This is a genomic window from Roseovarius amoyensis (genome assembly GCF_003260265.1).
GTDB lineage: Bacteria > Pseudomonadota > Alphaproteobacteria > Rhodobacterales > Rhodobacteraceae > Roseovarius > Roseovarius amoyensis.
In genome coordinates this window covers 95,485-118,963 of the sequence record NZ_QITQ01000008.1, presented here as the reverse complement: position 1 = coordinate 118,963, position 23,479 = coordinate 95,485, and the positions used below count along the sequence as shown (strand labels likewise).

The 23,479-nt window shown below is 58.8% G+C and carries 22 protein-coding genes and 1 pseudogene; 5 read left to right on the top strand and 18 right to left on the bottom strand.

What is annotated here, in order from left to right:
* Nucleotides 1-9: 9 nt before the first annotated feature.
* The 10 genes from DL899_RS09300 to DL899_RS09250 form a co-directional block, all read right to left on the bottom strand.
* A complete protein-coding gene (locus tag DL899_RS09300) occupies nt 10-2,394 on the bottom strand; it encodes a copper-transporting P-type ATPase (RefSeq protein WP_111734076.1) in 2,385 nt (794 codons plus the stop codon).
* Between the two features lie 292 nt (nt 2,395-2,686).
* Complete coding sequence (locus DL899_RS09295; protein ID WP_089851928.1) at nt 2,687-3,052, bottom strand: DUF5676 family membrane protein; 366 nt, start codon at nt 3,050-3,052, stop codon at nt 2,687-2,689.
* A gap of 84 nt (nt 3,053-3,136) precedes the next feature.
* Nucleotides 3,137-3,688: an EF-hand domain-containing protein gene (locus DL899_RS19855; RefSeq protein ID WP_239494657.1), complete on the bottom strand. Its 552-nt coding sequence runs from the start codon at nt 3,686-3,688 to the stop codon at nt 3,137-3,139.
* Between the two features lie 600 nt (nt 3,689-4,288).
* Entirely contained in the window at nt 4,289-4,984 is a 696-nt protein-coding gene (locus tag DL899_RS09280) for a CBS domain-containing protein (protein ID WP_111734072.1), read from the bottom strand.
* A 39-nt stretch (nt 4,985-5,023) separates the two neighbouring features.
* Nucleotides 5,024-5,623 carry a ubiquinol-cytochrome c reductase iron-sulfur subunit gene (gene petA / locus DL899_RS09275; RefSeq protein ID WP_111734070.1) on the bottom strand — a complete coding sequence of 200 codons (600 nt, stop codon included), beginning with the start codon at nt 5,621-5,623 and terminating at the stop codon, nt 5,024-5,026.
* Nucleotides 5,620-6,465 (bottom strand): enoyl-ACP reductase FabI, encoded by an 846-nt coding sequence (gene fabI, locus DL899_RS09270; protein ID WP_111734068.1) that lies wholly within the window; start codon nt 6,463-6,465, stop codon nt 5,620-5,622. The genes petA and fabI overlap by 4 nt, the downstream gene beginning before the upstream one ends.
* Nucleotides 6,458-6,637: a hypothetical protein gene (locus DL899_RS09265; protein ID WP_111734066.1), complete on the bottom strand. Its 180-nt coding sequence runs from the start codon at nt 6,635-6,637 to the stop codon at nt 6,458-6,460. Before DL899_RS09265 ends, fabI begins: the two co-directional genes overlap by 8 nt.
* A 6-nt stretch (nt 6,638-6,643) precedes the next feature.
* On the bottom strand, nt 6,644-8,407 hold the full coding sequence (locus tag DL899_RS09260) for a DUF3141 domain-containing protein (RefSeq protein ID WP_111734064.1): 1,764 nt from the start codon (nt 8,405-8,407) through the stop codon (nt 6,644-6,646).
* Complete coding sequence (locus tag DL899_RS09255) at nt 8,400-8,729, bottom strand: hypothetical protein (RefSeq protein WP_089851916.1); 330 nt, start codon at nt 8,727-8,729, stop codon at nt 8,400-8,402. The genes DL899_RS09260 and DL899_RS09255 overlap by 8 nt, the downstream gene beginning before the upstream one ends.
* Nucleotides 8,730-8,821: 92 nt before the next feature.
* The gene (locus DL899_RS09250) at nt 8,822-9,448 is read right to left on the bottom strand and encodes an RNA polymerase sigma factor (RefSeq protein ID WP_089851915.1); all 627 of its coding nucleotides are present in this window, start codon (nt 9,446-9,448) and stop codon (nt 8,822-8,824) included.
* Between the two features lie 572 nt (nt 9,449-10,020).
* On the opposite strand from DL899_RS09250, the pseudogene DL899_RS09240 reads away from it, so the two are divergent.
* The 5 genes and pseudogenes from DL899_RS09240 to DL899_RS09225 form a co-directional block, all read left to right on the top strand.
* Nucleotides 10,021-10,221 (top strand): annotated as a pseudogene (locus DL899_RS09240) (copper-transporting ATPase); the annotation flags it as partial.
* Nucleotides 10,222-10,233: 12 nt separating this feature from the next.
* The gene (locus tag DL899_RS19375) at nt 10,234-10,644 is read left to right on the top strand and encodes a hypothetical protein (protein WP_162685540.1); all 411 of its coding nucleotides are present in this window, start codon (nt 10,234-10,236) and stop codon (nt 10,642-10,644) included.
* Nucleotides 10,645-10,753: 109 nt separating this feature from the next.
* A complete protein-coding gene (locus DL899_RS09235) occupies nt 10,754-11,152 on the top strand; it encodes a FixH family protein (protein WP_111734110.1) in 399 nt (132 codons plus the stop codon).
* Nucleotides 11,149-12,585 (top strand): efflux RND transporter periplasmic adaptor subunit, encoded by a 1,437-nt coding sequence (locus tag DL899_RS09230; protein ID WP_111734062.1) that lies wholly within the window; start codon nt 11,149-11,151, stop codon nt 12,583-12,585. The genes DL899_RS09235 and DL899_RS09230 overlap by 4 nt, the downstream gene beginning before the upstream one ends.
* Complete coding sequence (locus DL899_RS09225) at nt 12,582-15,731, top strand: efflux RND transporter permease subunit (RefSeq protein ID WP_111734060.1); 3,150 nt, start codon at nt 12,582-12,584, stop codon at nt 15,729-15,731. The genes DL899_RS09230 and DL899_RS09225 overlap by 4 nt, the downstream gene beginning before the upstream one ends.
* Before the next feature lie 49 nt (nt 15,732-15,780).
* Here DL899_RS09225 and DL899_RS09220 read toward each other — a convergent pair whose 3' ends face one another.
* From DL899_RS09220 to DL899_RS09185, 8 genes are all read right to left on the bottom strand, one after another.
* Nucleotides 15,781-17,088, bottom strand: coding sequence for a sialidase family protein (locus tag DL899_RS09220; RefSeq protein ID WP_231024354.1), 1,308 nt, complete (start codon nt 17,086-17,088; stop codon nt 15,781-15,783).
* A gap of 28 nt (nt 17,089-17,116) precedes the next feature.
* A complete protein-coding gene (locus tag DL899_RS09215; RefSeq protein WP_231024351.1) occupies nt 17,117-17,575 on the bottom strand; it encodes a c-type cytochrome in 459 nt (152 codons plus the stop codon).
* Nucleotides 17,572-18,852, bottom strand: coding sequence for an ABC transporter transmembrane domain-containing protein (locus DL899_RS09210; RefSeq protein ID WP_239494656.1), 1,281 nt, complete (start codon nt 18,850-18,852; stop codon nt 17,572-17,574). The genes DL899_RS09215 and DL899_RS09210 overlap by 4 nt, the downstream gene beginning before the upstream one ends.
* Before the next feature lie 32 nt (nt 18,853-18,884).
* Nucleotides 18,885-19,415: a cupredoxin domain-containing protein gene (locus DL899_RS09205; protein WP_221227930.1), complete on the bottom strand. Its 531-nt coding sequence runs from the start codon at nt 19,413-19,415 to the stop codon at nt 18,885-18,887.
* An 86-nt stretch (nt 19,416-19,501) separates the two neighbouring features.
* Nucleotides 19,502-20,218, bottom strand: a complete 717-nt coding sequence (locus DL899_RS09200; protein WP_037941725.1) for a copper-binding protein — start codon at nt 20,216-20,218, stop codon at nt 19,502-19,504.
* 46 nt (nt 20,219-20,264) lie between these two features.
* Nucleotides 20,265-21,623 carry a multicopper oxidase family protein gene (locus DL899_RS09195; RefSeq protein ID WP_110476940.1) on the bottom strand — a complete coding sequence of 453 codons (1,359 nt, stop codon included), beginning with the start codon at nt 21,621-21,623 and terminating at the stop codon, nt 20,265-20,267.
* Between the two features lie 11 nt (nt 21,624-21,634).
* On the bottom strand, nt 21,635-23,101 hold the full coding sequence (locus DL899_RS09190; protein WP_111734056.1) for a TolC family protein: 1,467 nt from the start codon (nt 23,099-23,101) through the stop codon (nt 21,635-21,637).
* Nucleotides 23,101-23,322 carry a putative periplasmic lipoprotein gene (locus DL899_RS09185; RefSeq protein WP_221227929.1) on the bottom strand — a complete coding sequence of 74 codons (222 nt, stop codon included), beginning with the start codon at nt 23,320-23,322 and terminating at the stop codon, nt 23,101-23,103. The genes DL899_RS09190 and DL899_RS09185 overlap by 1 nt, the downstream gene beginning before the upstream one ends.
* Nucleotides 23,323-23,479 lie beyond the last annotated feature (157 nt).

Below are 23,479 nucleotides of genomic sequence, written 5' to 3'. Positions count from 1 at the left end.
TTTCCTTTGTCAGATTTTCGCACCGCGCAGTCGCAACGCGTTTAAGACAACTGAGATGGACGAAGCGCTCATCGCAAAGGCGGCGAACATCGGGCTGATCAGGATGCCCAGGAACGGGTACAGCACACCCGCGGCTACTGGCACGCCCGAGGCATTGTAGATCAGCGCAAAGAACAGGTTCTGTCGGATGTTGCGCATCGTAGCGCGCGATAGACGCCGAGCGCGCACGATCCCGTCAAGGTTGCCTTTGATCAGCGTGAAGCCCGCGCTTTCGATAGCGACATCCGCACCGGTGCCCATGGCGATGCCAACATCGGCCTGTGCAAGAGCCGGCGCATCGTTGACGCCGTCGCCCGCCATGGCGACCTTGCGGCCGGCTTCCTGCAACTCGCGGATGATCCGTGCCTTGTCCTCGGGCAAAACATCAGCGCGGATCTCGTCGATCCCGAGCCGCGCGCCAATGGCCTTAGCGGTGCGTTCATTGTCGCCAGTCGCCATGATGATCCGAAAGCCCAGATCATGCAGCGCCTTTAGCGCAGCTGGCGTCGTTTCCTTCACCGGGTCGGCCACGCTGACCAGCCCGGCAATCGTGCCTTCCAGTACGACAAACATCACCGTTTCGCCGTCGTCACGCCGCTCGTTAGCCTTTTCGGTCAGCGCACCGGCCTCTAGACCCATATCCGAAATCAATGCGAGATTTCCCAAAGCCACCGCGCGGCCGTCGACCACACCCTTGACGCCCTTGCCGGTCACCGCCTCGAAATCGCTGGCTTTCGCCATATCCACGCCGCGGTCTTCAGCACCACGCACGATGGCTTCGGCCAGCGGATGTTCCGATCCGCGTTCCAGCGAAGCGGCCAGTCGCAGCACCTCGGCCTCGTCATGTCCCGGTTCGGGCAAGACCGCGATTAGTCGGGGCTTGCCTTCTGTCAGAGTGCCGGTCTTGTCCACGATCAGAGTGTCTACTTTTTCGAACCGCTCCAGCGCCTCGGCATTCTTGATCAGAACGCCCGCCTGGGCACCGCGCCCGGTGGCCGTCATAATCGACATTGGCGTCGCCAGACCCAGTGCGCAGGGACAGGCGATGATGAGGACCGCGACTGCAGAGATGAGGGCATAAGAAAGGGCGGGCGCTGGTCCCCAGATCGCCCAAGCGATGAACGACAAGACGGCGATCACGATCACTACAGGCACGAAGAACCCCGCGACCTTGTCGGCGTATTTCTGGATCGGCGCGCGCGACCGCTGGGCATTGGCAACCATTTCGACAATCTGCGCCAGCATCGTGTCGGCTCCGACTCTCGTCGCCTCCATCAGCAGACTGCCGGTGCCGTTGATCGTGGCCCCCGTCAGCGCGTCGCCTTCGGTCTTCTCGACCGGAACCGGCTCCCCCGAAATCATGCTTTCATCCACCGAAGAGCGTCCGTCGACAACGGTGCCATCGACCGGTACCTTTTCACCGGGACGAACGCGTAGATGGTCACCGACTTGTACCTCTTCCAGCGGAATTTCCTCTTCGCTCCCGTCATCGCGGATCACGCGCGCAGTCTTGGCTGCCATGTCCAGCAGCGCGCGGATCGCTTTGCCGGTGCCTTCACGGGCGCGCAATTCCATCACCTGCCCTAGCAGGACAAGGGTAACGATCACCGCCGCAGCTTCAAAATAGACGCCAACATGGCCTTCGGGATCGCGGAAGCCATCGGGAAAGATGTCAGGTGCAAGAACGGCTACGATGCTGAACAGCCAGGCCGCCATCACGCCCATGCTTATGAGCGAAAACATATTGAGGTTCATCGTCCGGAATGAATTCCAGCCGCGCACCATGAACGGCCAGCCGCTCCAAAGGACGACGGGTGTGCCCAGTACAAGTTCGATCCACAAGGTCGTGCGTTCGCCGAATATGTCGCGGACGCCCCCAAAACCTAGATAAGGGCCCATCGTCAGAACCAGCAGCGGCAGGGTAAGCACTGCGCCGACCCAAAACCGGCGCGTGAAATCCACCAGCTCGTGGTTCGGTCCGTCCTCGACCATCGTGGCGCTTTCGAGCTCCAGCCCCATGCCGCAGATTGGACAGGATCCCGGATCGGTCTTGCGAACTTCGGCATGCATTGGACAGGTGTAGACTGCGCCTTGGTAACCGGCGGGCACGGTGTCGTATCTGCCTCCCTCTTCACCAGTCTTGGCAACGAAATGCCCATGGGCGTGGTGGCCGTGCCCGTCCGCGGCACCGTGTCCGGCGTGACCATGTTGCGGTGCCGCAAGCTCGCCTTCAAGCACAAGATGCATGCCGCATTTCGGGCAATCTCCAGGTTCGGTCTTGCGCACTTCGGGATGCATCGGACAAGTATAGATCACACTCTCTTGCGTCGGGTCAGGATTGGGTCTTTGGTTCATGTGTCCGCCTCAAACGTATTCGGGTTTCTCAAGTCAATGTGGGTGTCAGGACAGCGTGTCGAGCCTAGGTCGGCGGCCGATTACGCAGGGTCCGCATCGCATGGGTCGCTTGACACCGCGTTCGATTCCTTTCTCATCGGCAAAATCCCGATGTTTCGATACATACTGCTGTACTTCGTCCAGTAGCTGGAAGGTCAACACCTCTTATCACCATGGAGCAGATTTCGGCGACGACGGGTGATGTGTCGATATCATTCGACACGCGTACCACTGATCGGTTGGGGAGTTGTCGTCATAACTTCACCTCCCTATTCGCGATGGCGTTGAAGAGCCCGCCGAAGATCAACGCGGCATACCAGCCATAGAGAAAGCTCTCGACCAGACCGATAATGAAGCTCACCGGGGTCAGCCAGACGAACCCAGGCAGCAGTCCAGCCCAGGTTTCATACATCGCGTAGTCGGGGAAAATCAGGTCGAACACGACGCAGACCACGAATGTCACTGCCAGAAACAGGCTTAGTGCCCAGCCCAGCGGCATAAGCGGCAAACCTGGACGCCCTGCCCCAGTATTTGCGCCCATCACACAGGCCCCGCAGGTCATGCGCAAGGCCAGAAAAAGGATCGCCGCTATCGAAGTGAAATAGATAATTGGCAGCATAATTCGCTCCTTTTTTGTCGATCAGATTGCGAACGAAGAGATTCCGTAAAATGCCGGGCAAGCTGGCTTGCCCGGCATGATATTCTAGTTGTCGGAATTATCCGTCGACATAGCGCTCATCCTCTCGCGCATGCTCATCCGACCGGCCGGAGCAACCATCTCGGAGGGGCTCACTGTGCCATCTCCGTCGGCATCCAGATGCTGGAACCGGTCAACCATGGACTCGCGGATCATTGCGCTGTGCAGGGTTTCAAATTCGCTCAGGGACAGGCTGCCATCGCCATCCGCGTCAAACTCGCTCAACCGCGCTTGCATCGCCGCGGTAGCCTCCTCGGCCGAGGGTACTCCCATCATTCCAGGGCCCATCATCATCTGCATCATGCCCCGATCCATCATAGCCATGCCCGGTCTGTCGCCATGATCCATCATCCGGGCGTGCATGCCCATCATCATGGGCATCATCTTTTGCATCATGTCGGTCTGATCACCAGTCATGGGACCAGACTCGCTATCGCTTGTTCCCGTGGCCACACCAGGCTGCTGAGCACCATGACCGTGACCAGCTTGGGCAAAAGCCGCACCCGTGGCACCCAGCAAAAGCGTTGCAGAAGTCGCGAGTATCTTGAAGGTTTGCATTATGTATTTCCTTTTTGCTTCAGTTGATCATGTTCAGCAGAAACGGCGTTGCCACCGACTGAATCAGAGACGCCAATGCGTCAGTTGTTGCTGCAACAGCAGCCCCCTTTGCCCGACTTTTCCGGCTTGCTGTCTTCCGCTGGTCGCCGTTCTTTCTCGGCGACAGTCTCGGTCTGAGTCACACCTCCGCAGCATCCTTTCGACGATCCAGTGTCTTGGGCCGGGGTATTGGAACGATTGTCCACTTGAAGCTCCTCGATATGTTGCGTTCATTCAGTAGACGCTCACCGTCAAAGAACGTTACAGAAAAAGAAAAGTATCATGATTTCGGGGAGGAGGTCCGGTAGCTGCGCCGCTGAAAAACGCCCTAATATTAACGCCTTGGCAATCGTTTTCCGGAATAGCGACACACGGATCCATATACCCCCTTGAAAGAGGCCCTGCTTGTCCTCTCACTCGTTGGTCAGTTCGAATGGGACCCGACAAATCGTGTCCGTCGGTATTTTTTGGAGCTCTGTCTCCGCTCCCGCGATGGTCGATCATCCCCACGCAAATGCTGTGCCGACTTCCAATCGCCGGTATCTGTTTGGGCATGCGCTCTCAAATGCCGTAGGCCCATGCCGCCAGTCGGCCCATGTGGATGTCAACACTATGGACACCGGACACGTTTTCCACGGCGACCCGAATGGCGTTCTCTTCGAAATCGCTGTCTGCAACGCCCCAGATTGCGACATTGCCCTTGTCCACGGTGTAGTTGATCAAATTGACTGTCGCACCGGGAACCTCTTTCAGGACTTCATCTATCTTCGAGCGCAGCACCCGATCATCTTCCGATGGTTCCCCCAGTGCCCCGTCAGGAATTGCCGACAAGGCATGGAGCAGATTTGCCCGACTGACAATTCCAACGACGCGCTCCTCCCGCAGCACCGGCACCCGTTTGATCCGGTGCTTTTCCAGAAGGCGCGCGATCTCGGCAATCGGTGTGTCTTCCTCGACCGAAACGACATCGCGGGTCATCACGTCCGCGATATGGTGGCTGTTGAGCTTGATAAATTCCTGGGCAGAATTGCCAGAGCCGCCCAGCAGTTCGAGCCACCAGGATCGGCGCGGGCCGTCGGTGTCGCGGACGCGCCGCATCAGGTCTCCTTCGCTGACCAGTCCCTTTAGAGCGCCCTCTGCATCAACGACGGGGAGCGCGCTGACGTGATGGTCGAGCATCAGGCGCACGGCGTCCTCGATTTTTCTGTCCTGCGGGACGGAGATCACGGACGTCGTCATGATATCCTTGGCTTGCATGTCTTTGTCTCCTTCGCAGATTATGGGCCGATGCACCGATCAGGTGCCGATCACCAGTTGCAGGTCACCGCCCAAATCATAAGGCGGGATGTCGAGGTTCCGTGGTGCTGGTCCTTTCCGGATCCGCCCCGACGTGTCGTAGTGCGATCCGTGACAGGGGCAGAACCAGCCGCCGAATTCTCCGACTGCGGATCCGTCCTGACCCAGCGGAATACACCCCAGATGGGTGCACACACCGATGACGATCAGCCATTCACCATCCGCATCTGCCGTGCGGTTTTCGTCTCGTGCGGGCACTTCGCCGCTCTCGTTGGGGTTCTCGCGCCCGCTGTCGACCGGATCGGCAAGATCGTCGAGTTCGACAGCGCGCGCCGCCTCGATTGCCGCAGCAGACCGGCGCCAGACGAAGACCGGGCGCCCCCGCCACTTGACCGTAATGCGTTGGCCCGGTTCGACGCCGGACAGATCGACCCTGACCGTACCGGAGGCGGTCACGTCGGCTGAGGGGTTCATCGAGTCAATCAGCGGCCAGACCGCAGCCCCGACGGCAACCGCACCGGTCGAGGCTGTTGCATAATACAAAAAATCGCGCCGCTCAGTTGCGGGCGGCGGAACTGGGTCGTCTGCGGTCCTGTTCATCGTGAATCCTCCGACTTAACGCTCATCTGGGTTGAAAAGACCGGGCTTTCGATGTGAACACCCGCGTCTACATGCGACACTTCTCCGGTGATGCCGCTGGTGTAATCGCTGGCGAAGAGCAGGGCCGTTCGGCCCACCTCGTCGGCCTCTATGTTGCGCCGCAAGGGTGCTGCGCGCTTGGTCGCCTCCAGAAGACCCGAAAAGCCGGTCAGCCCCGATGCCGCGCGGGTCAGCACCGGACCCGCCGAAATAGCGTTGACACGGATGTTTGACGGCCCGAGTTCATGCGCGAGATAGCGCACAGTCGCTTCGAGCGCCGCCTTGGCCGGCCCCATCACATTGTAGTTTTCCACCACACGTTCACCGCCGAGATAACTCAACGTGATCAGGCTGCCGCCGCCGGACATCAGCGGTTCGGCAAGATGCGCCATATGGATCAGCGAATGCACCGAAACGGCCATCGCTTCCGAGAACCCCTCGGCAGAGCAGTCGGTCAGCCGACCGTGAAGGTCGGCGGGCGGCACGCTGCCCACGGCGTGAAGAAGGAAATCGAGCTTTCCCCAGCGTTCTGCGATAGCATCAAAAACGGCATCGAGTTCCTGTGGCGCCTCCACATCGCAAGGCAGGACGATGGGCGCTTCAAGCCGCGCGGCCAACGGTGTCACGTGGGTCTTGGTGCGCTCATTGACAAAAGTGATGGCCAACTCGGCACCCGCTTGCCGGAAGTGCAGAGCGGCGGGCCACGCCAGACTGCGTTCATTCGCGATGCCGATGACCAAGCCCTTGCGACCGGACAGGTCCAAAAGTTCCACGGGATCGCAGTATTCGGGGAAGTCAGGCATCTTCCGATTGAACCCGGGTATCGGCGGAGGCGTCCGGCACCTTCTTCTGTGCAGTTTGACGCTTCGCGGTCTTGCCGTGCTTATGCCCGCCGTGTCCATGCCCGAAGAGATGCATCGCAGCCATCCCGCCGATCACGAGGACCAGAACCCAGTTTTCGATAATCCATTCCATGATCCTTCACTCCTTGTTTGGTATGGCGGTCGGTTGGCCCGCTTGTGTGGTGGTGGCGATGGGGAAACTGCCGTACATCGCGCCAAAGACATGTGTGAGCCATGCATCGCGCGCTTTGCGCAAGGCACCGAGATTTTCGCCGGTACGCGCGAACAACGCGCGTTCGGCTAGGATGGCGGGATGGTCTTTCGGCAGAGGATCCCGCGTCTCACGCACGGAGTCGGCTGTGGATTTCACCAGCGCCATCCAAGGGTTCACACGGTCGGAAAACATCGTTCTGGTCCATCGCATCGGATGCAGGGCGCGCAGCATCTCGGCACTGGCCGGGGAGGTCGCGGCCTTGACCCAGGGGCTGACGAAAGTCGAATAGGCCGCCTCGTTGATCCGTGATATCTGCGCGACCTGGGCCAGCGCCACATCGTCGGACGCAACGCCAAGATCATCGACGTCGCGCGGCTCGAAACGCACGTCGTAGTCGCCGGTCTTGCGCTTTGCACTGCCGGAAGACTTGTCGATGAGCATTTCGTAAAGCCCGGGCGCCAGTGCTTCGACCGCCTCCAAGCTTTCCAGGATCGCCCGATGCTGAAGCCGCGCGACGGACCCGGAGACAAAGATGCCCAGATGCCCGACAGTCTCGTGCGTCATGTAGACGATGCGTTGTCCGGCAGCCTTGAGCGCATCGGTGTCAGGATATAGCTTGGCAATCCAGCCCAATGCCTGCTGCGGTGGCGTGATGTTGTCGCCCTCCGAGGCAAAGACCATGATCGGGTTGCGGAGCCGTTTCAGGTCGATGGTGCAATGTGCATCCAGTTGCATCTCGCCCTGCTCCAGCCGGTTGCCGATAAAAAGGTTCTGTGTGATGCCGAGAATTTCCTCGCGGCTCAGCGTATAGTAGCCATTCCACCAGCGTTCGAAGTCGAGGAACCGTTCACGTTCGGTATCGGCATGGGAAAAGAGGTTGGCGTATTTCTCCCAGATCGCCTTTTCGGGTTGCAGGGTCTCGAAGTTCTGCGCCAGCCACGCGCCGTCGAACCGCCCGTCGCCCAGATCGGCGATCATGTGCGCCGCCCAGGATCCGCCCGAGAGCGCGCCGAGCATCCGCATCGGGCTGGTGGCCGCGTCGCCCGACCAATAACTGAGCGGAGAGCCGTTCAGCACGATGGGCCCGGTCAGACCGTCGCAATCGGCGGCCAGCAAGGCGGCGGCCCAACCGGCCTGACAATTGCCGTAGAGCACGGGTGCCGCGTTCGGGTGACGGCGGGCGACTTCGGTGACGAAGTCACGCAGTGCATAGTGTACGTCAGCCAGCGTCTGGCCGGGCATGGGTTCTGGAAAGAAGATCACGAAATAGACCGGATGGCCCTCGTGCATCGCCATGCCGACTTCGCTGTCATGCTTGAAGCCGCCGATACCCGGCCCATGTCCCGCGCGCGGATCAATGACGATGACCGGCGGCTTTGCCTCGTCCACGCAATCGTCCCAGCAATCTTCGCCTGCCCGCGTAATCCGGAGCAGTGCATAATTGGCGGGCCGGTCGAAGGTGCGGGCATCCAGCAGAAGCTCATAGTCGAAATCCAGAAGCGGCGGCATGCCCTGACGTTCATGTGCGATCATGTTGTCGGCGCGTTCCCGCAAGGTATCGAGGAACAGCAGCCAGCGTTCGAACGCGTCCTGGGCATAGGGAATATGGGCGTCAGCCGAGGGCTGTTTAGACTCGGGTTCCGTAGTTGGCTCCGTTGTCACAGTTGCAAGGCGCAAGCTCTTATTCATCGTTGGCTTCCTTCTGTTCATAGATTTCTCTGGATGGCCGCCCTGCAAGAAGCGTAAGTGCGAGGATCTTTGCGACCTCCTCGCGCAGACCGGTCAGCAGGTAGGCCGCATCACCGGGCTTGAGGCCCAGTGCGCGCGCCGCTAATTCCGGGGGTTGCTTCAAGATTTCCACGCGCTGGAACAACGCCAATGCCATCGGGGCGTCTGGATGCGCGGAGGCCTCTGCACAAATGCATATCATCCGCGACATGAACCCCGGAACGGCGGCATTCCGCGACGGTTCCGTTGCTCCCGAACGAAAACTCGTCGTCTCCCGTGGCATGATCCGATTCCTCCTGCTGTGCTGCCCCAAGGCGTAGTCACAAAAGAAGACGTCGATTGGCGAAAAACGTTACAGAACCGACCGCGTTTCGATCAGGAATTCTGCTGCTCTGCTTTGCAATCTGTTTCGTGCTCGGCGTTCTTGCAACCTTCAGGCTGACAATAGCAATCGTCACGATCGTCACGGCAGCAGTCGCCGCAGTGACTTGTCAACGCCTCGCGCAAAGCCGTGCGCGCCCGGTGCAGGCGAACGCCAAGGGCGTTGCGGGTTAGTCCAAGGTCGCGCGCCACATGCTCACGGTCCTCTTCGCCGAAGTCGATACGCCGGAGCAGTTCGGCGTCCGCCGGGCGCAGTTCGGAAATAAGACCGCCGTGGCAGGTGCAGAGCCGCGCCATCTGGGTCGGCGCATCAGAGATCCAGTCTTCCGGCTCACGCGCCACCGCCGCAGCCAAGCGGTTGCGACGCGTGCCTTTACGGAAATGGTCATTCAACGTGGAGCGCAAGATCGCATAGAGCCAGGCATCCATCCGCTCAACGTCTCTGAGTTGATCATTGCGCCCCAGCACGCGGATGCAGAAATCCTGCAGGACATCCTCTGCATCCGCCCGACTGCCAAGCCGTTTGATCAGGAAGCCAAGGAATGCGCCGCGTCCGTCCAGCAACGCACGTTCCGGCGAGGAGTCCGACACCTTCGGTTTTCCGGTGTCTTGCGATGCCATGGCATTCAATTCCTTTCCCCAGTTTCCGAGATTGGCCATATTAGAGAACTGATCATCGCTTCTAGCAAGTTCAATGCTCGCGGACGTTGACATAGATCAAATGTGTCATCGTCCGGCCCGCCAGATCAAAGACCAAGGCCCACTCTTATGTTCTGCTGGGAAGTCATTCAACGAACTCGGCAGCATTTGTCTGGTCAAATCAACTTATTGATTTAATGAAATCAATTTTCCTGCTCCGCGTTGATGGTTTTGTGTTCCACCGCTGAGATTGACGAACACAATACCCACAATGACCAATAGGATCCCGCAAAGCTGCGCGGCGGAAAGCTATTCTCCAAAGAACAGCGCGCCGATTGTGAGACCGAAAATCGGCACCAGAAAGCTGATGAAGCATTGTCGCTAAGATTCGGCGTTCATCCAGGTTCAATTTGCGGTAGGATCATCTCATCACATCCTCCTGATCTGCATCATAAATTTATACAGTAATGCAATCCAAATTGGAATTTTCCGAACTGCACGAGGCGGGCCTGCGGATAATAATGGCCACGGGGGATAACGAACGCACGGCAAGGGCCGTGGCGACGATCCGTAACATACGCCAGAACCTGTTCTGGGCCTTTGCCTACAACACGCTCGGTGTGCCCTTAGCTGCGGGCGTGCTCTACCCAGTATTCGGGCTGTTGATGTCGCCCATGTTCGCCGCCGCCGCAATGAGCCTCTCGTCGGTCTCGGTCATCGCGAACGCGCTCAGACTACGGCGATTGAGGCTTTAGACGATCCGCGTATTGAGCGTGAATCTGGACGATACTTCTATTTCAGCAAAACGTGTATTGCTGATCTATGAGAACTTCAGCATAGCATGTTGCATGCTATTCAAAACACGCCTTTTTCTGGTTGCTCTGTTGGTTGGCGCTGTTCTGGCGCAAATCAATCTTGCGTCCATTTCAAGTGTGGACCCAGCGCCTGCTATGGCCATGCAGAGCGATTGCTGCCCGAAAGACTGCCCGGACATGCCGGAATGCGACGCTGCCTGCATTTCCACGACGCAATGTCGTGTGGCCCCGATCGTGGCCGAGCTCGAACGAGTGATCCTGGCGAACCTGCCTCGGTCCGGACGTGCCGGGTACGTGCGGACTGAGGCAACGGCGATTCTGCAACAGGCAGACGGCGGATTGCAAAGACCGCCCAAAGCATAGCGGTTCTGGTGCCTGCCGCACCAACAGCCGCGCGCCGATGTAACGTTTAGACCAATTCCAGGTCGATACGATGGTCGGCGTTCCCGTTGCCCGTCAATACAGGCGTATCATGCCCCGTTATATTCAAGTCGCCCTTGCTGCCCTCGTGGTCGCGGCCCAGCTTTCCGTGCCGGTGGCACAGGCCGCTGCATCTGATTACATTCTCGTTCTTGTCGAGACGACTTATCCCTTCGGAGACGATGCGGTTCTAGAAGTTCGTCTGATTGATACCCGCACCAATGCGCCCGTGGAGGGCGCCGTCATCTTTGCCACAAGGCTGGATATGGCGCCGGACGGGATGGAGACGATGACTTCACCGGTCTTGGCGTTACCCGGCGAAGAGCCGGGTCTCTATCGCTTCTCTGCCGATCTGACGATGGACGGAAACTGGCGCTTTTCAGTTGCGGCCAAGGTGCAGGGCGAGATGGAAACCGTTCAGGCACAGATCGTAATCGAGGTACAGCCATGAGCGCCTTTGGCAAACTGGTGCTGATCGCCGTCATTGTCAGCGCGGCTGGATGGGTTGGCCTTGCGGCGGGCGGCAAACGCTGGACGCCTGCGATGCTGACGGATGTGGCGCAGACGCAGCTCACAGCACTTTTGGGACGTGAAGCTGACGCGATGCCGGCCGAAATCCGATCGGCGATGGGCCCGATTATCTACTATCGACACCCTGACGGTCTTGCCGAATGGTCCGCGGTGCCGACCGACACCGTCGATGGCAAGGCGTTTCTGCCGGTGCTGGCAAGCGAAGATGTGTCGTTTGACCCAGAGGCGCCCAACCCTCTAGAGGCGAAAATTGGCGAACGAACCGTTCTCTACTACCGGCATCCGATGGGCCTGCCTGATACGTCTCCGGTGCCAAAGCAGGACTCCATGGGCATGGACTACCTTCCCGTTTTTGCCGATGAGGCAAACGATGCCGGATCGGTGACCGTATCGCCCGGCAAACTACAGCGCACCGGCGTACGTACGTCAGTTGCGGTGCTCAAGCCCATGGCAACGACGGTTCGAGCGCCGGGGATCGTCGCGCTAGATGAGCGTCGAGTTAGCGTCATTTCATTGCGTGCGGATGCTTTCATCGAAGAAGTTGAGGATGTAACGACCGGATCAATCGTTAAAGCGGGCGAACCGCTGGCGATGCTCTATTCTCCGGATATCGTCTCGGCGGCCGCACAGTATGTTTCGGACCTGCGAAGTGGTGAAGGGCGCGTGGAAGGCAGCCGTCAAAGGCTGGCAAACTTGGGTGTTCCCGTGTCAGTGATCGACAAGATCGCGGCGGGCAGGCGTGCGCCGGTACAAATCAGCCTGATGGCACCGCGGTCGGGCGTGGTTCTGGAACGAATGGCCGTCGCAGGCATGATGTCCGAGGCTGGCGAAACGCTGTTTCGTATTGCCGATACATCGGTTGTCTGGATCATGGCGGACGTGCCGGAATCTGCGCTCGCGGGCCTTTCGGATGGAAACGCTGCGACGATCACCTTCCCAGGCCTACCGGGCGAGACCTTCAGCGGCATCATCGACAAGATCTACCCTGAGGTCGATATGCAGACCCGGACGGCACGCGTCCGCGTCGACCTGTCCAACCCTGAGGGTCGCTTGCTTGTCAACATGTTCGCTGATGTGGCTTTGGCGACGGGCGACGGTGCGCCCGTGGTGCAGGTGCCGGAAACGGCGGTGATCGACACCGGCGATCGCCAGGTGGTGATCCGCGATATGGGAGAGGGGAAATTCGCCCCGCAGGATGTGGTGCTGGGGCGGCAGGCCGCCGGGATGGTGGAAGTCCGCGAAGGTATTTCCGAGGGCGACCGGATCGTCACCACCTCGACCTTTCTGATCGACGCGGAGAGCAACCTGAACGCAGCCCTGGCTGCGCTGACCGCCCCGGAGGCAGTCGAATGATCGCGCGTGTCATCGAATGGTCCGCCCGCAACCTTGTTCTGGTGTTCTTTGCCACGGCCCTTATCATCGCCTCAGGGGTCTGGTCACTACGCAATTTGCCGATCGACGCTATTCCCGATCTGTCGGACGTGCAGGTGATCGTGCTGACCGACTATCCGGGACAGGCCCCGCAAGTGGTCGAGGATCAGGTCACCTATCCGCTGACCTCGGCCATGCTGACGGTGCCGCGATCCCGCGTGGTGCGGGGCTTTTCGTTCTTCGGCATCTCTTTTGTATACATCATCTTCGAGGACGGAGTTGACCCGTACTGGGCGCGGTCGCGCGTGCTGGAATACCTCAACGCTGCTGCGGCTCGCCTGCCCGATGGGGTGACACCGGCCCTTGGTCCGGATGCAACGGGGGTGGGCTGGGTCTATCAATATGCGATCACCGGCGAGAACCTGAGCCTTGCTGAATTGCGGTCGTTGCAGGATTGGGTAGTGCGTTTCGGGGCCAGCCGCGCAGAGGGCGTGTCCGAAGTGGCCAGTGTCGGTGGCTTCGTTAAGCAATACTCGGTCACAGTTGACCCGGTCCGAATGCGCGCGCAGGGGATCACGCTGTCTGATATCGGCAAGGCCATCTCCGAGAGCAACATGGACACCGGCGGGCGCACGGTGGAGCTGTCTGAGTTCGAATTCATGGTGCGCGGACGCGGCTATCTGGCGGGGACCGAGGATATCGGCAACATCACCCTGCGCAGCATTGGCGGGGTGCCGATCAACCTGAAAGACGTCGCACGGATCGAAATAGTCCCCAATGAACGCCGCGGCATCGCCGAGTTGAACGGTGAGGGCGAGGTCGCCAGTGGCATCGTGCTTCAACGGGTCGGCGCAAATGCGCTGGATGTGATCGAAAACGCCAAGGCCGAACTGGACGTGGTGGCCCAAAGCCTGCCGGATGGAGTCGACATCGTGCCGGTCTATGACCGCTCCGACCTGATCCTGTCGGCGATCGAGACGTTGAAAACAACGCTTCTCGAAGAAAGTCTCATCGTGGCGGGGGTAACGATCATTTTTCTGTTGCACGTCCGCTCCGCCCTCGTGGCGATCATCATGCTGCCTGTCGGATTGCTCATGGCCTTCACGGCAATGAAATTTCTCGGGATCGGGGCCAATATCATGAGCCTCGGCGGCATTGCCATCGCGATCGGCGCGATGATCGACGCGGCCATTGTGATGATCGAAAATGCGCACAAACACCTCGAACGGGCCGCCCCTGACAAGCCACGCATCCAGGTGCTGATCGAAGCGGCAAGCGAGGTCGGCCCCGCGCTGTTCTTCAGCTTGCTGATCATCACTGTCTCGTTTCTGCCAATCTTTTCGCTTGAAGGACAGGAGGGACGCATGTTCGGCCCGCTTGCCTACACTAAAACCTTCTCGATGGCGGCAGCGGCGTTCCTATCGGTGACGCTGGTGCCTGCGTTGATGGTGGTCTTCGTGCGGGGTCGGATCATCTCTGAACAAAAGAATCCGGTAAACCGTGTACTGATCGCGGTCTACCGCCCGATTATCAGCGCCGTTTTGAAGGCCAAGAGTCTCACGATCATCGTGGCCATTGCGGCACTGGTAATCACCATCTGGCCCGCGCGTCAGCTAGGGTCTGAATTCATGCCTGTCCTGAACGAGGGTACGCTTATGTACATGCCGACCACGCTGCCCGGGCTTTCGGTCACCAAGGCCGCCGAGCTGATGCAGACCCAGGACCGCATCATCAAGACCTTCCCCGAAGTGTTGTCGGTTTTCGGCAAGGCAGGCCGCGCGCTGACTGCGACCGATCCAGCACCGACGGAGATGTTCGAGACGATCATCCAGCTCCGCCCGGAAGACGAATGGCGTCCCGGTGTCACCATCGAAAGCCTGCGGCAGGAAATGGATGCCGCGCTGCAATTTCCCGGCGTGTCGAACGCCTGGACGATGCCGATCCGGGCGCGAATCGACATGTTGTCCACCGGCATCCGCACACCAGTGGGGATCAAGGTCTTCGGTACCAGCCTGACCGAGATGGAAAAGGTAGCCCGTGAGGTCGAAGCCGTCGTGCGCACGGTGCCAGGAACGACCAGCGCCTATGCCGAACGGGTGATTGGCGGCTATTATCTGGACATCACGCCCGACCGAGCTGCCCTTGGCCGCTACGGTCTGTCGGTGCAGGATGTGCAGGAGGTGATCGGCATGGCATTGGGGGCCAAGGCCATCACGCAGACCGTCGAGGGCCGCGAGCGCTACGACGTCGCAGTGCGCTATCCGGCGACACTGAGGTCCGATCCGGAGGCCATCGGACGCGAGGTTCAAGTGGCGCTGCCGGGCGGTGGCACAATTCCACTTGGGGACGTAGCCACCATCGAACGCACTCGCGGAGCCACGTCGATCCGCACCGAAAACGGACAGCTTGCCGTCTATATCTTCGTCGATATCGTCGGACGCGATCTGGGTGGCTTCGTGGCCGAAGCCCAGACGGCGGTCGCGGCCTCCGTCACCCTGCCCCCCGGCTATTCGTTGGGCTGGAGCGGGCAGTTCGAGTACCTTGAACGTGCGAAACAGCGGCTGGCCACTGTTGTGCCCCTGACGCTGGCGCTGATCTTTCTGCTCCTCTATCTGAACTTCCGCCGCCTGACGGAGACACTGATCGTGATGCTGTCGCTGCCTTTCGCGCTGGTCGGGGGCATCTGGCTGATGTGGTTCATGGGCTTCAACATGTCGGTTGCGGTGGCAGTCGGGTTCATCGCGCTGGCCGGGGTGGCGGCTGAAACCGGTGTGATAATGTTGATCTATCTCGATCAGGCGTTGAATGAAGCGCGGGACCGCGCGGACGGCCGGGATCTGACCCGCGACGAACTCTACGCTGCAATCATGGTGGGCGCAGTAGACCGCGTTCGCCCCAAGATGATGACGGTTGTAGCAATCATGGCCGGCCTGATGCCGATCCTTTGGGCGCACGGCACCGGATCCGAGATCATGCAGCGCATCGCCGTTCCAATGATCGGCGGGATGGTGTCGTCAACTTTGCTGACCCTGATCGTCATTCCGGCGGTTTATGCCATCATCAAAGGCTGGAGCCTCAAGAAGGCCGGTACAGCGCCTGATTTGGCCCTCGGGCAGGCCGCAGAATAAGGGCAACAGCATTAAGGAGGCATTGGGAATCGAGATGAATCCTTGAAACCTATGGCGTCAGAGCGACTTCAACGACGCGAATGGTGGTACTGCCGTCCGCGCCGCTGATTGGTTGCGTCCAGGCCACAAACGCCCCGGTTCCGCCAAGCGCCATCCTCGGAAAACCGACCGATCCGCCGCCTCGATTGATGTGTAGCGCCTGAGGCGCGGCACATCCGGCATCTGGCGATACGTGGCACATGACGATCGCTTCACCGCCTCCCACAAATTCAATCCAGAGCGCCAATGCGCTTCCATCCGGCATTTGCAGGACATCCACCCGACCTGCGGCCGCGCCGAGGTCAATGCGGAGCGGTTCGTCGAACTGCGCACCGCTATCGTCCGAAAAGGCGATACGAACCTTCGGCTCGTTCTCGGCTGCTGTGAACCAGATGACGGAAACCTTATCGTCCATCGCATCAATAGCCGGGCCATTAACGGGGCATCCGGCGATCTCCCATCCGTCGTTATGGATCGTGGCGGGCTCCGTCCACTCCCCATCGGCCTGCCGGACAGCCGATATATCGCGAATTTCATCGGCGGTTCTGTCACGATAGACCGCCACTATGTCGCCTGATGCAGTCCGCGCCGCAGAAGTCTGGCAACAGGTACAGGTGCGCACATCCAACAGGCTTTCTGGCTGCATCGTTCCGTCAGAGTTGATCTGCCGCGCGCGCAACTGCATCGCATTTTCGAAGCTGTCGCCTTCTGTCTGACTGTCATACCCCCGGCCATCCAGCCACAGCGCCGTCAATCCGCCAAACTGGTCGGGAATCAATGAAACAAAACCATGCTCGCGTTGCGATCTGTCATCGTGAGGGACAATCGGGTCCGTCCAGGTTCTGCCTTCATCTAGGGAAAAGGCGATATTCACGTCGTATTGGTAATCGCCCGGTCCATTCAACTCTAGCCATTGCGCCGCCAGACCACCCTCAGCAAGAGCCACTACCGAAGGGAAGTCGGCCCAGTTGATGTAAGTCTCTGACGATTTATGGATTGTCCGAGCATCCGACCACTCTTTGCCATCAAGGATGGCCATGCGAACTTCCGCTTCGGTTCCGCTTTCTTCGGTCCAGCTCAGTAAAACCCTGCCATCCGACAAGGGTGCGAGTGATGGTTCGCGCGCATTGATGCCAACCGGTGATCCGCGGTCGGTCAATCTGAATAATCCGGTTTCCTCCGCGTATGATGCGGTGGACGAAGCGAGCAATGCACCAAGGATCAGAGTCGATGCAGCAGAACATTTACTCATGAGCAGAATTTTCCCACCGTTATTGCTTTTCTGTGGCAAACCAAATGCTGATTGACCGTGCGCCAACTCCCATTCTTTTGACCGACGAAAATGCTTAGTCAATTCCGTTGGCCCGCTGCAAAGCTCGAATGTACGCCACGATAGCAAGGATGTCTGAGCGCGTCACGCCTTCAACCGCTGGCATGTTGTCAAATTCCCAGTGGTGCGCCCGAACTCCATTCTGCGCTGCGAGGACAAACGCCATGTCGCCGTGGTGGCTGGGTTCATAGATCTTGTGAACAAGCGGAGGAGCGACGCCATCTTGACCCTGCGCGTTTCGACCGTGGCAAGCGGAACAGACCGCATCATAAGCGCTTGCGCCGATTTGCTCCTGCTCTGTGAAACTGTTTGGTAGCTTGACAGTAGCGAGAGCACCCGCGGAAAGCGCGATGCCCTCCTCCCTCTGGACGCCCGTCCGAGTGTGGCTCGGTTGCACAATGAACCATACTGCTGCAGCGACGGCGACCAGAGCGAAAAATATCGCGGCCCATTTCATACTATCAAACTCTTTCATGATGTTGCGATGGCCCCCTGCCTTTTTAGAGACGAAGCCGGGCATCTCAGTGGGGCTTGCTCGAATTGACTGACCTCCTGCGGCATGGTGTTGTCTGCTTGAACAATTGCGGATTGCTGGATCGATTTGTTGAAAAAGGTCGTGATTTCGTGGTACCGGATCCGCGTGTCTTCCAGCGTCTGATAGTAATTGAAGAGTTCTTTCAGCGGTGCCGAGAAGTCTTTGTGTGCGGCTAGGACGGCCACCAGGGCACCGAGTGTAATACGCCCTTCGATGACGAAATATCCACCCAATGAGTAGAACAGGAATGGGGTCAGCGCGGTTAGAAAATTGTTGAGGGCCTTGATGAAGAACTTCAGGTGGAAAATTTTCCTGCGGACGTGCTCAAGCTCTCTAAAACTCGCTCCGGCCGGTAGCAGTCCGGTCGAATTGACCTGCCGTTCACGCAACTGTTCGCTAAGCTGTCTGCCGAGCTGTCGGACTTCCTTGATCCTTGTACGTGAAAGGGCGTTTACACGCCGCTGTAGCTTGGGCAGCAGCACGAGCTGAACTGGCAGCACGGTCAGTGCGGCGGCACCCAACACAGGGTCCTGAACGAACATGAAAAACAGAATCGTCAACAGTGTACCGCCTTGTAGGATTGGCAGCGTGAGGACATCTGCCGCGAAGCCACCTATGGGCTCAACCTCCTGTGCGAGAATAGGGACGATTTCGCTCTGGTTTCGGGAGTCGGGATCGCTGCGCCATTGCCGATAGACCAGCAAGCGGAAGCGCCGCAGAAAACGCTCAGCTACATACCCCTTGAACACGTTGAGGCCGTATTTATTTAGCCCATTCAAGATGATCGCCAGAAGGTAGAGACCACAGAGAAGCATTAGGAAAACGACCTGATCGACGTCTCGCTCCAAAACGGCAACGGGGAAACGATCAGAATCCAAAGCGTTGTTTACGATCTGCTTTGGCAGTTCGAGGGTCAAATATAGAATAGGCATCGCGATGAGGCTGACTACAATCATCAATGCCTGCTGCCTTCTGGAGTAGCGCAGGACCGTGCTGAAAAGACTGCCTTCAAGCCCCCGTATGGGTTCGGGGTGGAACGTAGGGGTGTGACGGCGCTTCCAAAGCTTGTGAATGCCGCGAATAGCAAGATATGAGCCGACAGTAATTAGCAGCGCGGGTGCCAAGACCAGTATCAGATGAATGAACGGGTGAACCCAGTCTGGCGTCGCATCGCTGTAGTCGTACCCAAACGCGGCAGATACGTTGTGTACAAGCACGTGATACCTGTCCAGGAGTGACATCAAAAATTCTAACCCTTTGACTTCGGCGCAAGGTGATCGTGCACCATGATGACGCCCCACATGCCCGCTTCCCGGTGGCCGGGTATCAAGCACACGAACTCCAGGTTTGTCATATCGGAGAACTCCCAGATCAGGTCGGCATTTTGTCCACTTGGGATCAAAACCGAGTTGGCGCGATCATGTTGCATATCGGGGTGTTCGCGCATCCACTGCTGATGTTTCGCAATTTCGTCAAAGGAGCCGAGAAAGAACTCGTGATCCAGAGCGCCCGTATTGCCGATCAAAAACCGAACGACCGATCCCTTTTCAATCTGGATCGCGTCCGGCTCGAAAAGCATGTATCCGCTTTCTGTCTCCCTGATGGATATTTCGATCGTCCGGTCGAATGAGGAACCGACACCGGGCTTCCCGATCGCATCATGGCCAGGCAATTCAAAGGCCCGCGCATGAGGTTGCTGGCCTTTGCCACTAGAAGCGTTCACTGAGAAAGCCGGAAAGACGAGCACAAGGGCGGTGGTGCAGATTATCAGGAAATTCATAATGCTCGGCTACCTCCGTAGCGCTTGATTTTATTGCCTCAAAACGTTGGGGCCGGGCGTGTTCGCCTCGGCCCCATTGTCTATCTTCACTTCATCTGCGTGACAGTAAGCTTGCCCTTGACCCGGTCGGCAACGAACTCGATGTCCTGACCTTCCGCCATCTTGGCCATCATCGCTTCGTCCGCGCGGAACACCATCGTCATCGCGGGCATATCGAGGTTGACCAGAGGGCCGTGGATGATTGTGACCTTGCCGGCCTTGGCGTCGATCTTCTTGATGGTCCCGCTCGTATATTCCACGTCAGCCTGAGCCATCTGGTCCCCCACTGAGACCGCACGGTGCATTCCGGATTCGTAGTGACCCGGAATCAGGCACGCCGCTTCGAACGTACCAGCATTCGCGAACGTCCAGACGACCTCACCCGAAGCGCCCGCATCGAGACGGATTCGGTTCGGGTCGTCGTGTTCCATATCCATCTTGGCCATTTCGATCTTGTGCTCGGCGTTGCGCTCGACTGTATCAAGGACGAATTCATGCTCCAGCTCACCCTTGTTCGTGATGTTGAAGCGGATGGTTTCACCCTCCTTGATGGTCATCTCTTCGCTCTCGATCAGCATTTCGCCTTCGTCGTTTTCGAGCAGAGTGACATCAATTGTGCGGTCCACATTGGCGGCTTCACCCGGCATACCGATCATCATTGCGGCCGGCTTGGTCTCACCGTGCCCGCCATCATGTGTGCCTGCGGCAAATGCTGGTGCCGAAAGCACCAACGCGAAGCTTGTCGTCAAAAGAAGATTTCTCATTTCATTGTCCTGTAGGTTGGTTTGGTTGGAGTTGACGAAGGGCCGTTCAGCCCTTCGAGTTTGGTTTTGGTGTGAGAATGGTCTTGGGACTGTTGTTCGAGGCGAACTCGGGCAATTCGCCGGTCCATTCGTAGGCCATCTCGCCCGGAGGATTTTCGTACCAGCCGGGATCGGAGTAATCGTCCGCGTCGATGCCGTCCCGCACCTTTACGACCGAAAACATGCCGCCCATCTCGATGGGGCCGTAGGGCCCCCAACCCGTCATCATCGGGATCGTGTTGTCAGGCAGCGGCATTTCCATTTTCGCCATGTCCCCCATGCCGGACATCCCCATGGGCATGTACTCCGGCTGGAACTGACGGATCTTCTGGGTCAGCGGCTTCTTGTTGACCCCGATGAACGTCGGCACATCGTGACCCATGGCATTCATCGTGTGGTGCGACTTGTGGCAGTGAATCGCCCAGTCACCCAGATGGTCTGCGACGAACTCATAGGCGCGCATCGCGCCCACGGGGATGTCGATGCTGACCTCCGGCCATTGCGCTTCTGGCGGTACCCAGCCACCATCCGTGCAGGTGACCTTGAAGTCATAGCCGTGCATGTGGATCGGGTGGTTTGTCATCGTGAGGTTGCCGACGCGTACTCGCACCTTGTCGCCCTTGTTCACGACCAGCGGATCGATGTCGGGGAAGATCCGACTGTTCCATGTCCACAGATTGAAGTCCGTCATCGTCATGATGCGGGGCACGTATGTGCCGGGATCGATGTCAAAGGCATTCAGCATGATCAGAAAATCGCGATCCACCGGCATGAACGTGGGATCCTTGGGGTGGACCACGAACATGCCCATCATCCCCATCGCCATCTGGGTCATTTCGTCGCCATGGGGGTGGTACATGAACGTGCCGGACTTCACCAAGTCGAATTCGTAGACAAACGTTTTTCCTGGCGGGATGCTGGGATGACTCAACCCGGAGACCCCATCCATGCCCGAGGGCAGGATGAGCCCGTGCCAATGCACCGTGGTGCCTTCCGGCAGCTTGTTGGTGACGTAGATGCGGACCCGGTCACCTTCAACTGCTTCGATCGTTGGACCGGTGGACTGGCCGTTGTAACCCCACAAATGCGCGATCATGCCGTCTGCAAGTTCGCGCTCTACCGGTTCGGCCACGAGGTGAAATTCCTTGACCCCGTTGTTCATCCGGTGCGGAAGGGTCCACCCGTTCAGCGTGACCACAGGTGTGTAGTCCGGCCCCGACGACGGACGCGCCGTAATCGCCGTTGCCGCACTGTCCATCTGCGCGGCTTCAGGGAGGCCCATGTTCAGGGTTTGACCCCAGGCTTTTGAAGAGACCAGCGTTGCACCTGCCGCGCCGGCTCCGAGTAATTGACGTCTGTTCAACATGTCAGTTCCTTTCAGTGTCCTGCACCGCCACCGGCGGCAAGCGTTGCGCCTTCTCCACCAGCACCACCGCCGCCTTCGCCGCCGCCATAGATCGCGGCGGTCAGATCGGCCTGTGCCATGTAGAATTCGCGTTTTGCATTTGCCGCTTCCAGGGATGCGCCAAGTTTCTCGCGCACATCAGTCAGCAACTCGAAAGTGTTGGTGATCATGCCGTTGTAGGACAGCAAACCCTCTTCTTCGACGGTCGTGCGTAGCGGCACCAGAACGTCGCGGTAGTGGCGTGCGATTTTGTATGCGGCATGATAAGAGGCTTCAGCACCGCGCGCTTCAGACCGGACGTTCACGGCCTTCTCTGCGAGCACGTTGGCCGCTTGAAGATAAGACAATTCCGCCTTGCGCATCCGGGCCTTGCCGGTGTCGTAGATCGGGATCGCGAACTCCACTTCCACCTGAGGCAAAGTCTTGGTTTCAATGTCGCCACTGCCTTCAACTTCACGCTCAAATTCGGCTCCCGCAACGATCTCCAGATCGCTGACAATGCGGGTCTGGTCGGTCAGACCAAACGCCTTGGCCTGCGCTTCCAGGCCAAGTTTGGCAACACGCAGATCCACCCGGTTTCGGAGCGCCTTGGCCTCGATGTCGGTCACACGGCCGACAGAACGCGGCAGTGCAGGAAGAGCATCTGGCACATAGTAATCGACTTCGGTGCCCCAGAGGCCCATCAACCTGGTCAAAGTCTCCTTGGACCGAGTGGCGTTCAATCGTGCCTGTGCAAGTTGCCCCGCCAGTTCGGCATTGAATGCCTGTTCGCGGGCCTGCCCAGCTTTGTTGAGTGCGCCGGTCTCGCCCAACCGCATAGCCAGTTCCGAGCCGGCGTCAGAGGTCGCTTTCGCGCGCCGCAGATAGCTCACTGCCTCGAAGGCGGCGACTGCATCGACCCATGCCTTTCGCGTCTGATTGGCCAGTGCAAGTGTGTCGTTCACGGCATTGAGCTGAGCCTGCCGGAAGCTTGCATCAGCAATGGCCATGCGCTGTTTGCGCGTGGTGGCATCGAGGACGTTCGACCGGATCAGCCCTTCGATCGCCCTGTAGGCACCGAGCTCAGGCGCACCGATTCCCAAGACGCCAATTGAGACGATCGGGTTTTCCGGCGTCGATTGCTGCCAGGCCTCAGCGGCCGAGAGGCCAACATTGGCGTAAGACGCTTGCAGACCCTTATTGTTCAGCAACGCAACCTGAACCGCCGTATCGGCCGAGATCGTCTTCTGATGCACCATGCTGTGCACCTGTTTCTTGAGAGCTTCGTTTTCGGCCTGGGTTTCGGCGAAGGCCGTCCGTTTGCCGATGGCCGGTGTGACCTGACTGGAAATGTTGGCGAAGCCGGCTTTCGGTTCCGTGTAGATACCCGGTACAGCGGTAGCGCAGGCACCCAAAATTAGGGGAAAGCCAAGAACCAGCGGAATCTTAGATACCCGCATCAGTTGCCCTCCGTCTGCTCTTGATTGACGGAACGCCAATCACGGGGGCCGGTCGGACCACGATAGGTGTAGCCAGCCAATGGATCTTGATAGCTGATCGGAGACGAAACGGTCGCGTTGACGACAGCCTGTTGTGTCGCAACGGAGGGCAAAGGGGTAGGCTCATAGGCGCATGCGCCAAGCCCGAGGGCCGAAGCCCCCATAAGTAGATGAATTTTCATGAAGGTATCCTGATTGATGAACGATGTCTCACGCAGAGTCTGCGCAAGGCTCACACCCGGATTGGGCGCCGTTTCAGATCAGGAATCGAGGGGGCCGCAGAAACCCTGATGTTTCGACGGAATGCGTCTGACCGCTCAGGATCATATATTCTTTCGC